Here is a 13728-nt window from a genome sequence, read left to right as displayed (position 1 = left end):
AATGAACCGTCTTTGTGTTCAAAGATATGAATAATTAATCGTTTTAAAAAGAATGACATAAACAGATGGGTGAAAGCAATGGATGATAAATTAGTCGTCATGCTCTCCACGGAAGGGACTTACCCCTTTCATCAGGGGGGAGTGAGTACTTGGTGTGATATTCTAATTCATAAATTAAAGTCGGTCGATTATGTTATCTATAGCGTTCTTATGGATCCATTTGTTACGCAAAAATTTAAGCTGCCAGGGGAAACAGAACTGGTTAAAATGCCTTTGTGGGGAACCGAAGAACCTAGTGAACACTTAAAGACTCCATTTTCGCAGTCATTTTTGGCTAAGAGACGAACGAATGAAACGGCAATTAAAGAAAAATTTATACCGCTTTTTACAGAACTCATTCAAGAAATCGTTAGTTTAGAAAAAAAACCGATTCAATTCGGGCAAACGTTGTTGTCGTTATATCATTATTTTCAAGAGTACGATTTTAAGTTAAGTTTCAAATCTGAACTTACCTGGGATACCTTTAAACGCATTATTCGCAAGACAGTCGATGATCCCAAAAATCGCTTTGGTCAACCAGATATCTATTGTTTAATTCAAAGCTTGGGATGGATTTATCGATTTTTTAATATTGTGAACACTCCTGTTCCTAAAGCGCATGTCAGTCATGCGTCTGCAGCCGCTTTTTGCGGAATTCCATGTGTAATCGCTAAACTTGAACATAAAACGCCATTTTTATTAACGGAACATGGCGTTTATTTAAGAGAACAATACTTATCTCTGGCAAAAAGAGATTATTCTTCATTTCTGAATACTTTCCTAATACGTATGATTCATACTGTAACCAGCATGAACTATGCATATGCGGATCAGGTATCTCCTGTATGTCATTACAATACCCGCTGGGAGCGTAAATTTGATGTACTGCCGGAGAATATTGAAGTGATCTACAATGGGGTTGATCAACGGATCTTTAAGGAAGCTCCTGGCGTTAAAACCGGACCGCTAACTGTTGTAACCGTTGCACGAATTGATCCCATCAAGGATATTTTGTCCCTGATTCGTTCTGCGGACATTGTACGTCGCCATGTTCCAGAGGTTCAGTATGTTGTTTACGGTTCTGTTTCCGTACCCGAGTATTATGAGGAGTGCGTGAAGCTTAGAGATCAGCTTGGTTTACAACAAATGTTTACTTTTGCCGGACATACGAGCAATATGGCTGCTGCTTATCAAAGTGGTGATGTGATTGTCCTATCCAGTATTTCTGAAGCTTTCCCATATTCGGTCGTAGAAGCGATGATGACGGCCAAACCGGTCGTGGCTACGGATGTTGGCGGTATTAAGGAAGCATTGAGCCATACAGGTATTTTAGTCACACCTTTCGACGTGGAAGGATTGGCCGAAGGCACAATAAGACTGCTGCAAAACCCCGAGCTTCGCGAAGCGATGGGCAAAGAGGGCAAGGAACGTGCACTTAATTTCTTTACACTGGATAGAGTATTGGAATTACATTTAAAAAGTTATATCAAGCTTGCTGTTGGTGCGAAAGATGCGGTCGATTCAAGATCTTATGCGGAGGCAGCCTCATCCAAACAATTTGTTGAAAAGGCAAAGCCGATCCCGAATACCGCTGTGGAAAGATTCAAGGAAAGTGCAAAGCAAAAACTATTTATCGAGAGGGGCTACGCATTGCTGCTAAACGGGTTTTACAGAGAAGCCATTGTTCAATTCCGTTCTGCGATTGCCGAGCATGAGGCATCAACCTCTACGCCAGTATTGCTCCTCGAGATCGCGTACGCCTATAAGGAACTTGGAGAGCATGAGCAGGCCATTAATGAAATGGAAAAATACGAACTTCTTCTTCAATTTGCCGGGCAGCTTAAGCCTGCCTAGGCAAAGAACAGAAAGATGGGGGTAGTTATGAGAGTTAGTCATAGACGATCTTTATTCGGATACGGCTCAAAGGAAGTAGAAAAGCATGTAGCTGCGATGAAATTACAATTTGAGAAGACGAAAAGTGATTTGGAAGCCGAGCTTTTGGAATTAAATCAAATGAATCAAAGCATGCTCGAGGAAATCGCTTTTAGAAAACAAGAGCTCGGTGAACACGCTATAATCGGAAAGGAGCTGGAGGGGCTGCTACAGAAGACACATCAGGAGCAATTAAAGCCAAAGAACCGGAGTGAGCAGCCCGAAATTCCGTTAACGATGGAACGGAAAAGAGCCAAATAAGGAGGAGGTTAAGCGGATGGGAAAAGAATATCGGAAAACAGTGCCGTTCGGACTTCATAAAAAATCCGTTGATCTTTTTCTTAAGAAGCTTCACGATCTCCAGGAGAAAGAACTGCAAGAGTTAAAAGAGCGAGTAACGAGCGCCAGCCGGAAGAATATGCAGTTAAGTGAGGAGCTCAACGAACTTCGTAGACGTCAGCGTCAAGAGAGAACGAAGGATTTATTAGAGCAAACCATTCAAAAAACAGATGAATCTGATTTAAATCCATTGATTGATGCCCCACATATCAGACCAACACTGAAGGTTGTTCCATTACCAAATAGAGATTCTAGCAGCCAGGTTGAAGAGTTAGATGAACATAAATTACCAGCTGATGAAGAAGGGCAAACCCATGAAACCAATCTTTTGATTGAAGAATCGGAACATGAGGTACCTGCGCTTGAGCCTGCGCAATCTGATTTAACTGTTGATGTACAAGAAATGCCATCCAAAAGTTATGGACAGTCATTGGACAAAAAACTCTCGCCGAGATCGGTTCAGCAATCAGTGAACCGTACATCGAATGGATTTTGGGGGGATGCGGATGATTATTTGGATGAGGGGATTGTACATGTAGATGGTGGTGACTCCGTGTTGTATACGGAGATGCCCAGAATCCCTCAGCAACAGCATTTTGATTCTAAACCTGTTATACCCGATCCTGTAGAGACGAGTTATAAAGTTGAGGTTGCTGCGGGACTGCAAGCCTTTGAAGAAAAGCCATCATCGATGGAAGAAGAATATTTTCAGGAACCCGATAACTCAGAAATCAGCAAAATCAAGCAAAATTATATTGTTGGAAAAACTGCCGGTGAGAATCTTCTGGACAGGCAGGGACGACTCATCATAGCTAAAGAGGCAATTATTACGGAAGAAGTCATTCGCCGCGCACAACGTGAAGGTAAATTAGCCGAATTGATAGTTAATATGACGATTTCAGGATTAGGTGAGTAGTTGTGGAAACGGCGTTATCATTAAAATCCGTTGACGATAAAGAACAAGCACTGAACGAACTGCTGGATGCGGTACTTAACAAACATCTTCAACCCGAGGATTTATATGAAATTGCAGCTATTCTGGAATCAATGGGATTGAACGATGAGCGTGTTGCGGAACGATTTGGTGTTGAAGATGTTTTTGAGCTAGCCCAAATTCTATGGCAGAAGATGCAACAAAAAATTTTATTCACCCCTTTTGCCAAGGTTCAGCAATATACGCTTACTGAAATTATTATCGAGTTATCAAGGAATTTTTTACGCGGAGTTATTTTTGCCTTACCGATGGCACTTTCTGTCCTTTCCATGCTGACGTTGCGTTTTTCATTATGGTCGTATGAAAATTTATCTGTTGAGCTAGCAACAAGTATTGGTGTAGGTACTGTTCTCAGTTTCATAACGGTGGGCGGTTTCACCCAGGCGATAGCAAGACGAGGCTTTTTTTATGTTATCCAAGGGTATTATAATATGGCGCGGCGGGTCACTTTTTATTTTATTTTTTGGGGCTTCGTTGTTTGTATTATCATCTGTATTTTTTTGTATATATTCAATATGTTCATTCAAGTGTTACCGTTTGATTTGTTAACAATCGCTATACTATATTATTTTTTTCTGAATGCTATCTGGTTATCTGTAACAGTGATGTATATTTTAAAAAAAGAGCTTACATTCACCGGTTTACTGCTGGCCGGCATTGGGATTGTTTATGTGATTACAGCAATATTCGGTATAGATAAAATTATTGTTGCTCAATTGGTTTCCTTATTAATAGTTTCTGTTATCAGTCTGGCTTTGGTTGTTTACTATTTTAAAAAAGCCGAGCAAAAAGGGGAGAAAGGGATTGCTCCTAAGCTGCCCAAAATGTCAGTTACGATCTATTCTACCTTGCCGTACTTCGTATATGGCGCTTTGTATTTTACTTTTCTGTATGTAGATCGAATTCTTGCTTGGTCTACGCATGACAAGAACTATATGCCGTTTTTTATTTTATTTCGCGGTTACTATGAACTTGGACTTGATTTCGCCTTACTCGTACTGATCATTCCGATGGGTATGAGTGAAGTGATTTTAAATAAATTAATGAATGACATCCAGACGAGCCAAAAAGCGTTCTGGGCATACGAATCAGAGAACATGAACCGTTTGTATGTCAAGCAATATTGGAAGAGAATGATCCTAGTTAGCCTTATCGCTATATTAAGTGCTGTTTTTGTTTTTCTCATTACTCATTATGTAACGACTCGCTTTCCTTCGGATGTAGGCAGGATTCTCATTTCGGATCCTCTTACGCGTTCAGTTTTCTTATGGGCTTTGGTTGCTTATGTATTTGTTGCTATCGCACTGATGAATGCAGTTATCCTTTTCTCGCTTTCTCAGCCGAAACTGGCCATTCAAGCGATTTGGCCGGCGATGGTATTGAATATTGTCGTTGGATTTCTTTGCACCCGATGGTGGGGGTATGAATTCGCAGTGGTAGGTTTAATTACGGGGTCATTAGTATTCTTGGTCATTTCTTCTAAAAATGTAGTACGTGTATTACGTAATCTGGATTATTACTTATACGTTGCGTCGTAAAGAAACCGCTGCAAGGGAGGTGCCGACTACATGTATGCGCAACCTTGGAACCAGTTGTATCATATGCTTCATTTTTTGCTTGCATTTTCGCTGCTCTTGGTGTTATACCCTAAACTTCTCTTTAAAAAAGACAGTTTGGATCATTTGGAAAACTTTATGGGCAATGTCTTAAGGACCGTACCTATCTTTATCGTCATCGGCTATATCCTGGTCGTGACAAAATTGTTTGAGTTTCTGTCCATTACTACGATTATGCTGTTACTTGCCTTTTACAGATTCATAGCTGAAAAATCTCCTGAAGAAAAGATGCAATCGAGCAACAAATGGAATGTAAGAATCTACGATTATTTCGAAGGCCTATATTCACTTCGTCAAATCGGAGCGAAATGGAGCGGGGAGCAAAGGAAACGTATATTTACAGGCGGGAAAAATGTATCTGTTACGCGTGTAATCACGGTCATACTTTTTTTAATCATTATCGGAATCTCCGGGTATATTCGGTTTTATGACGCTTTTACAAGCCCGGCTCCCGGCATGTCAGACGGCAACGTAACGTTAAAGTTCATGAAATTCATAGATATGCGCATCTTGTTTCCGGACGGTTTTTATCCCGCCGGATTTTACATCATATTGGATACGATATTCAAATTCGCGGACATCAATGCGATATACATTCTGAAATACATGGGCCCATTTAATATATTGCTCATTCAAGCAGGCTTATATTTTGTCGTATCCAGATTTACGAAAAACACGTATGCCGGAATGGCTGCTTCGATCATCTATGGCTTGCTTGGTCCGCTTTTTGCTTCATCCGCATATGACCGTCAAGCTGCAACAAATTCACAAGAGTTTGCGTTTGTATTTGTTCTGCCAGCGCTATATTTTTACAACGTCTATTTACGAACTGGAAAGAAACAAGCGCTATGGACAGCTTTGGCCGGCACATCGACTGTAGGATTAGTCCATTTGGTTGGTTTTACGTGGCTTGGTACAGGGATGGGGATCATGCTCGTCCTGTACTTGCTCTTAAACGAACGGTTGCACAATTCGAGAGCTTTGTATGTGGCGCTGGCTGGAGTCATCTCCATGTTGGTAGCGGTAATTCCTTATGTGATGTCGAAATTGTTCCATGTAGAGGTACACTCTAGCACAGGTACATATTTGGTAACCAGATTGCCGGAGATATCTAGTCCGAGTGTGAATTTCGTCGAGAAGATAGCCCTGGTATCTGGAGCTATCGTACTTCTTCAAGGGATATTTATGAGGGGAAACCGCTTGTCGAGACTGCCCTATCTGTTTAGCAGCTTGTTTGTCTTCGGAACTTTTCTCATTTACTACTATGGCGGACCGATTACACATCTGGAGGTTGTTGCCGGAAGATCGTTCGACGTATGGGTGCTTTGCATTCCCTTTATTATTGGGATGAGTTGGCATACGATATTCCTTGTTTTGTACAAGCTGAAAATGAAAAAAAAGATAGAACTTGGGCTCTGTATCGCGGCTACGGTTGTCTCCCTTATATATGTTCCGGTCAAACCTATCATTCCATATAAAATGGAGGCCGATGCGGCTGTTGAGCAGTACATGAATATTTCAAGAGAATATAAACAATACTTGATTGTTTCGCCTAGGGTACAGGAATACGCTTTAGTACTCGGTTCCGGTAATCATATGTATTTAGATAAATACGATCCTTATTTTTTGGGGGTTTATGATCCGCAGAAAGCTCCTCTTACAAAATTCGGAGAAGATAAATATGATACGAAAACTGCGCCCGATATTTTCATCTATTACGAAAAAAACATATTTAAACAAGACACAAGCGATACATCAAGCGAAAAACACAATTATGACGATTACGAGAAACAATATCCCCAACTAAAAGCTTGGATACAAAGCTATCGGGAAGCACATGCGAATGATAACTCGTTCTCGATCTACTACGAGGATGATAATTTTATCGTATATCATCTGCATAGGGACCAAGATAGAAAAGATGTTATCAACAAAATTTGGAGCTAGGAAGGAGGGAGCGTGTTGACTATTATGGCGAAGTTAGCCGGGGTGCGGTTGGAGGTAAAAGCATTTTTGTTCGGAACAGTTGGGATCGTTGCGCTTTTGAACGGCTGTGTAGCGATTTTAGCCTTTTTAAAAGATGTTCTGATCGCGACCAACTTCGGTACTTCCCTAGAGGCTGATAGTCTGACACTAGCTTTTTTCCTTCCTGATACCGTTGGAAATAATCTGATAGCTTACGCACTAGGTGTATCTTGTGTCCCAGTGTTCGCCCGGGCATATTCTGCATATCAACCAGTGCAATTCGCAAAGCTAATACGTAATTTGACTTTCATATTTTGCCTTATTGCCTTAGCCATTTGGCTAATATTATGGGCTTACAGTGATACGGCAGCAGCTTTGCTTGCCGGATCAGACACATCCACTCTTGGGAAGTTAACTGCTTCGCTAATGCGGGTGCTGCTTCCATCGATCGTCATGTTCCCGGTTTTCGCAATTGCAAACGCATTGCTTCAAGTTTCAGGAAACTTTTCGGTACCAGCGGCAGCGCCGCTTGTCTCTCATGTATTGACCGTGATGACTCTGACTGTTTGCATGATATTGGAACTGAACCGACTTCAGACGGTTTATCTGGTTTCCTGGAGCCTGCTATTCGGTACTGTAGCCATGGCTGGAGCCGTATGGTCCCAGGTATGGCGAAAGAAACCGTTTCGATCAGTGAAGGACCGTCAAGTTAGCTCCTCAGCTGTGGCTGATCGTACCTATCATGGTCAACTGTGGAGAATATTCGCACCCTATTTATTTATTTTAGCCACCAGCCAAACTGTTTATTTCGTAGAAAGAAATTTGGCAGCCAACTTGGGGACTGGGACGATTGCCGGGCTAAATTATGCATTTCGGCTTTCGCAATTACCTGTTTGGGTTTTTGTATCGGCCATTTATTCAGTCGTGCTCCCATCGATATCTCAAGACTTGCTTATGAATCGTAAAGAAAAGTTGAAAGTCACGCTAGCAAGCTCTTTTAAAGATATTTTACTAGTGACCTTGCCAACGACATTATTTCTTTATTTCTTGAGAATCCCTATCGTATCTATCCTTTTTCAGCGCGGTGCATTTGATGAGCATTCCGTGCAAATCACTTCCGAGATCGTTAAAGGTTATGCTCTTTCAATTATTGGACTATCGATTTCTGCCATATGCTTACGATATTATATAGCTGCTGGACGCATGCTGATACCACTAGCAGTTACGATTGTGTCCACCATAGTCAATATTATTGCGGATTATCGGCTAAAGGACGCTATTGGTGCTGCGGGATTGGGCTATGGCGCTGCAATTGGGGCGACGGTAAGTGCGTTGATGTTTTTGCTGCTTTTATCCGGCGAGTTGAACATTGCTATTCGAACGGCAATTAATCCAATAAAGACTTTGTTGCTTGCCAATACAATTCCATTTCTACTGCTTATTCTATTCTCCTTGTCTTGGAGTCATCTGACAGCAAGCAGCGGTATTGCCGTACGTATTTTGTTTCTAGCCTGCGCATTCGGAACTTGTGCTGTTGTCTATTATGCCGCTTTGCGGAAATTCAAATTGATAAGCATTTCCGGCTGGAAGGGGCGCTAAGTATGGGGGATATCAATCTGTTAAGGATCGTTTATTTGCTGGTTGGGGGCAGTTTTGCCAGTATCGTCATGTTTTTGCTTGCTAAGAAAAAAATTAATGAGAGAAACACATTGCTTTGGCTGTCAGGAGCCATCGGTATCTTATTGATCTCAGCGTTTCCATCATTATTAAATTGGACTGCTAAAAAAATTGGTGTCGATTATCCGCCAGCACTGCTTTTCTTATTTTCAGCACTTATTTTATTAATCATCGTACTTCATCAATCCATCCAAATTTCAGTATTGAACGAAAAAGTGAAACAACTAGCCCAACATGTAGCTTTACAGAAAGTGGAGGGCGGTAAGGAGGAGGACCATCAACATGACAACAAAATCTAACATTTACGATATCGTCCAACGATACGCTCTTTTTGAAGCGATCGGACTAGGGATATTGTTTCTATCGACATTGATGGTCTGTATTTGGCAGATACGACGATTACGGTCGCTAAGAGCACGAGGGGATCGGGCTAATCTCCTTCTGGAACATGTCCAAGCCGCAAGAGGAATTGAAACGAACATAGATTACCTGTTGGAGCGGATTGGAACGTTAATTGATGCTCCCGTTTACGCTTTCTATATCTTTGACGCTAAGAATAAGCAATACGTTTTAAAAGGTGTTAGGCATAGCGATACGGATTTTGGCAAGGTCAGGCCGTCTTATAGCGGATTAGCTGCTTATAAAAAGGAAGCTTATATGCCGCCTATTTCATTGAATACGGTGTCGATCCCTAGTATGCCTCAAACGGTTGACGAGGGAGAAGTCCCTCTGTTTATTGTACCGCTTGGAGGAATAGGGGCTGTACGTATTGGACCTGTCCGCAAAGTTAGCGGTAAGACGGTCAAAGCCATCGATGAATTAGCGAAGCAGATACAATATGTATTACCGGAGTTAATTCTCTCAGAAAATATGCGTAACCAAGTTGATGTCGTTGTGGCTTCGGGTAAGGCGCTTCAAAACATTAGTGATGTAGCCATTGATCCCAGAAGTACACTAGATCTTATGATAAAAGCTAGTCTTAAAGCAATCGGAGCCTTTGGTGCTATCTACCTGGAAAAGCTGCCTACTCGATGGCAAATTGCAACTGCAATTGGGTTAGCGTCGGATGTTCGAATGGAATTGTCACGGGATGAATCGTTCCATCAATATATCAGGTCGCAAGTCGAGGGTAGAGAGAGTGTGGTAATCGGACAAGGAGAAGCCGCATTCTATGAACTCCCATCCATTATTGCAGCTCAGGGAACACAAGCAATTGCGATTACTCAAATTGGCCATCACGGACTTCTTGTGTTTCTGTTTCAAAATAGTGTTTCACTTGATATAAATTCCTATTCGATGATTGCTTATGATCTAAAAGAGATTGTTGAGGCCCAGGCCCCAATTCAACATTTGTCCAAAGTGTACATTCAAATTCTTAAAAAGCTCGCTCGCATGATGGACAACTTAAATCCCTACACAATAGGATATTCAGATCAGATGAGCCGATATTCGATTATCATCGCGAAGGAATTGGGTCTTCCGGATGACGAAATTCGAGATATCGCGCTTGCAGCATATTTAAGTAATATTGGCGTTCTTGGGTTATCTGCCGATCTTTATCAAAAAGAAGGAAAATATACGGAGGCAGAGTATGAAATGATGAAGCTGCATTCCGAAGTAGGCGCATCCATCATTAGTATAACCACCGGGAATAAAAGAGTTGCATCTTATATTATGTCTCATCATGAACGAATGGACGGTGCCGGATATCCTGCCGGATTACGTGGGGCGGAAATTCCTACTGGTGCACGTATTTTAGCTGTAGTTCAGACGTTTTTAGCCAAAATCAATGGTCGTAAACAAAGAGATCCGCTTACTTTTGATAAAGCCTTGCAGATGCTAGTTTCCGCAACAGGAACTCAATTGGACAAGCAGGTCGTCGATGCACTGGTTCAATGGTATCAAAGAAAGCGATTAGATCCGCAATTTAATGACAGATCTCTAGGAAATTGTTGGGAGATGTGTTGCGTACCTTCTAGCATCTGTGAGCATTGTCCAGTATATATGAGCAGTAGCAGCGGAAGTCGAAAGAATTGCTGGGAGGTCGAAGGAAACCTCTGTAGTTCACATGGAAAGTCATGTGCCTCCTGCTTTGTTCGTACAGAATTTATGACAAGATCGGCGGTAATTAGATGAATGTCCAGGCTAGAGAGAAATTCAAAAATGCCCTGAATTATGGACTTTATTACGGTTATGGCGAAGTAGATTCGTTGTGCAGATTTGATGTGGCTATCTTGGAGCCTGGTGGTCAAACGGAGTCTGATTTAATGGTCATGCAGGCTGCAAATAACGTTATTTTGGCTTACTTGAGCATGATGGAAATTGCTGATTATGACCCCGATTATCGATATTTAAGCGAGGATGACTTTCTTAAAAACGAGAATGGTATAAAGATCAAAAACGAAGCATTTGGCACGTATTTGTTGGATTTAAGCTCAAGAAGATGGCAGGGACTATTATTTCACCGGATTGGCCGATTATTAAAAATAAGCAATTACCAAGGGCTATTCTTGGACACTATCGGAAATGTAGAGATGTCGGAGATTCCGCACTTTCAACGAGGTAAACAGCTTGAAGAGGCAGTCGAACTAGTCAAAGCAATCCGTTCTATTCATCCGAATAGCGTCATCGTGCAGAATAACGGATTGAATCAACTGTGTATGCGTACGGCTGAATGGATTGACGGTATTTGCTGGGAAAATCCCCGTTTTAATGATTCTGAAGCCAAGGAATGGACGTATCTTACCGTATCCCGATTAGTTCAAATTGCTAATGAGCGAAGCATCAAAATTTTGCTGCTGCTCGAAAAGGAGTCCTCACAGGATGGTGTAAATCGAGATTTGGCCAGACAAGAGGCGAAAAAGAATGGTTTTTTGATCTATGAAGCGCCTTCCCAATATGTAAGTGGTGTAAATGAGCCGATCTTCCTATAAAGTGTATATAAACAATTTTTTTTGTAGCGTGAAAGTCGAAATTTGATGGTTATCATCGGATATTGACAAACGATATGAAGGCGATGGAGGTGGCTTGGTGAGCACAGTGTTATGTACTAACGGTATTACAAGCAAAACACTGGCGGTAACGCGTTCGTTAGGTTCTAGAGGCGTGCGGGTTATTGCTGCTGACAAGCATGCTTGGCATACTAGCGGTTTCTCGAAATTTTGCTCCGCTGCATTGGTGTATCCTGACCCTGTAACAAAGCAGGAGCAATTTATTGAATGGCTTATCCGTACGATCCAGCGGGAGCAAGTGAAGATTGTTTTTGTGATGGATGATGACACTATGGAAACGGTGATTCATTATCGCCAGGTTCTAGAGCCGCTGTGCTTGTTTACGCTGCCTCCAACGAATGGATACTTCATAGCGGGCGATAAAGGGCGATCGGCTCAGCTGGCTAAGAAAGTAGGAGTGCCTTGCCCTGAGACCGTTGAACCTTTTTTTTCAACAAAGAAGGTCGATAAAGATCAATTACTGGAAATTGTTCGTACATTACAGTTTCCGCTTGCGATTAAACCTAGAAAAAGTTCCGGTTCTAGAGGTATTCGTTTTGTAAACAATGAGACCGAACTCATTGAGCAGTATCAAGCCATTCATCAGCAATTTCCGAATCCGCTCATCCAGGAATTTATCCCGCTTGGGCCCAAATTCGACGTATGTGTTTGTTATGACGACAAGCATCAATTAAAAGCCTCATTTGTGCAACGGGAAGTTAGGAATTTCCCTGCAGACCGTGGTCCAAGTACAGTTCGTGAAAGCGTTGAATACCCGGAGCTTCTTGCCTACTCCCTTGCTTTAATGAACGAGCTTTCCTGGGTTGGAGTCGCAGATGTTGAATTCATGATTGATCCCCGTAACGGAAAACCCCAGTTCATGGAGATTAATCCTCGGTTCTGGAGTTCCGTTCATCTGGCGATTTGCAGCGGCGTCGATTTTCCCTGGATTACATTTCAGTGGATGAACGGGGTGGATATGGAACCTGTTGACTCCTATGTGTTGGGGCAGAAAGGGCGTGCCTTGTTACCAGGGGACATCCTGCACTATTTGACTAACCCTGAACGGAAAAAAATGGATCCGCCTTTTTGGTCAAGTCAATTGCCGGACGATATCATCTCAAAGAAAGATCCGTGGCCTACAGCGGGCTTTGTCCTCTCGGCTCTTCGTTATTGTATGAATCCCAGAACAACCTGGAATTTTTTAATCCGACGTTGAGGAGGAATGATTCAGCTAGACTTGAAGGAGGCGATAATTGTGGAGAATGTTCTTACCATCGACCTGGAGGAATGGTACCATGCGAATTATGAAGATAACTTGTTTGAATCTGGACGGGATTATGAAGAGAGAGTCATTGGTAATACGAATAAGCTGTTGGAACTGTTCGAACGACATCATGCAAAAGCAACCTTTTTTACACTTGGCGTGATAGCTGAAAAATATCCCGAACTCATTCGTCTTATCCATCAAAAAGGGCACGAGATTGCTTCTCATGGATATGGACATCAGTTGATTTACAAGCAAACAGAACGTGAATTTGAAGAAGATTTGCAGAAGTCGATTGCCTGTATCGAGTCTGCGATCGGACATAAACCCAAGGGATATCGAGCGCCGTCTTGGTCAATAAAACATGAAACACCATGGGTGTTCTCGGTCTTAAAACGTAATGGGATAGAGTATGATGCCAGCATCTTTCCCGTTAAGACGTTTCTTTACGGGATTCCTGACGCGCCGAGAGTGCCGTTTCAAATGAATTTTCATGAGGGCAGCATGCTGGAATTTCCTACATCAACTCTACAGCTTGGGAGAAAGAATATCCCATTTTCGGGAGGGTTTTACTTTCGGTTTCTTCCGTACTTATTGATTCGTCGTATGTTTCGTACATTGAATAAATCCGGTCTTCCTGTCATTTTTTATTTACATCCAAGAGAGATTGATCCAGATCAGCCGAGATTAGAGGCATTGTCCAAGAGAGACTATTTTATCCATTACTATCAAGTCGGTAGTTGTGAGAGAAAGCTGGAGAAGCTTTTAAAAGAATTTCGCTTCACCACGGTTGAGCAATATTTATTTCATTCTAAACATCATTTTGAAGTCAGATGGAGTTTAAATCCAAATGCTGCTTATACTCCAACTGGCATAGGCGGCCAATCAATTAGCGGATAACTGGACAGG

General features: G+C 42.0%; 11 protein-coding genes. All 11 read left to right on the top strand.

Translation table 11 applies throughout. The features are described from left to right. Nucleotides 1–78: 78 nt before the first annotated feature. On the top strand, nt 79–1893 hold the full coding sequence (pelF, locus tag ACFQZT_RS23995) for a GT4 family glycosyltransferase PelF (protein ID WP_379303901.1): 1815 nt from the start codon (nt 79–81) through the stop codon (nt 1891–1893). A 27-nt stretch (nt 1894–1920) separates the two neighbouring features. Continuing rightward, a complete protein-coding gene (locus ACFQZT_RS23990; protein WP_379303899.1) occupies nt 1921–2232 on the top strand; it encodes a hypothetical protein in 312 nt (103 codons plus the stop codon). 16 nt (nt 2233–2248) lie between these two features. Continuing rightward, on the top strand, nt 2249–3226 hold the full coding sequence (locus tag ACFQZT_RS23985) for a hypothetical protein (protein ID WP_379303897.1): 978 nt from the start codon (nt 2249–2251) through the stop codon (nt 3224–3226). 2 nt (nt 3227–3228) lie between these two features. Further along, on the top strand, nt 3229–4842 hold the full coding sequence (pelG, locus tag ACFQZT_RS23980; RefSeq protein WP_379303895.1) for an exopolysaccharide Pel transporter PelG: 1614 nt from the start codon (nt 3229–3231) through the stop codon (nt 4840–4842). A 30-nt stretch (nt 4843–4872) separates the two neighbouring features. Further along, nucleotides 4873–6867: a hypothetical protein gene (locus ACFQZT_RS23975; protein WP_379303893.1), complete on the top strand. Its 1995-nt coding sequence runs from the start codon at nt 4873–4875 to the stop codon at nt 6865–6867. Between the two features lie 12 nt (nt 6868–6879). Then, on the top strand, nt 6880–8484 hold the full coding sequence (gene murJ, locus ACFQZT_RS23970) for a murein biosynthesis integral membrane protein MurJ (RefSeq protein WP_379303891.1): 1605 nt from the start codon (nt 6880–6882) through the stop codon (nt 8482–8484). A gap of 2 nt (nt 8485–8486) precedes the next feature. Further along, the gene (locus tag ACFQZT_RS23965) at nt 8487–8861 is read left to right on the top strand and encodes a DUF2304 domain-containing protein (RefSeq protein ID WP_379303889.1); all 375 of its coding nucleotides are present in this window, start codon (nt 8487–8489) and stop codon (nt 8859–8861) included. Then, a complete protein-coding gene (locus ACFQZT_RS23960; RefSeq protein ID WP_379303887.1) occupies nt 8845–10698 on the top strand; it encodes an HD-GYP domain-containing protein in 1854 nt (617 codons plus the stop codon). Before ACFQZT_RS23965 ends, ACFQZT_RS23960 begins: the two co-directional genes overlap by 17 nt. Further along, the gene (locus tag ACFQZT_RS23955; protein WP_379303886.1) at nt 10695–11495 is read left to right on the top strand and encodes a hypothetical protein; all 801 of its coding nucleotides are present in this window, start codon (nt 10695–10697) and stop codon (nt 11493–11495) included. The genes ACFQZT_RS23960 and ACFQZT_RS23955 overlap by 4 nt, the downstream gene beginning before the upstream one ends. A 97-nt stretch (nt 11496–11592) precedes the next feature. Continuing rightward, on the top strand, nt 11593–12771 hold the full coding sequence (locus tag ACFQZT_RS23950; RefSeq protein ID WP_379303884.1) for a carboxylate--amine ligase: 1179 nt from the start codon (nt 11593–11595) through the stop codon (nt 12769–12771). A 39-nt stretch (nt 12772–12810) separates the two neighbouring features. Beyond that, nucleotides 12811–13719: an XrtA system polysaccharide deacetylase gene (locus ACFQZT_RS23945; protein ID WP_379303882.1), complete on the top strand. Its 909-nt coding sequence runs from the start codon at nt 12811–12813 to the stop codon at nt 13717–13719. Nucleotides 13720–13728: the final 9 nt, after the last annotated feature.

This window comes from Paenibacillus sp. GCM10027628, assembly GCF_042676385.1.
GTDB lineage: Bacteria > Bacillota > Bacilli > Paenibacillales > NBRC-103111 > Paenibacillus_E.
The sequence above is the reverse complement of the archived record's forward strand: the minus strand, read 5'-3'. Positions and strand labels throughout refer to the sequence as shown.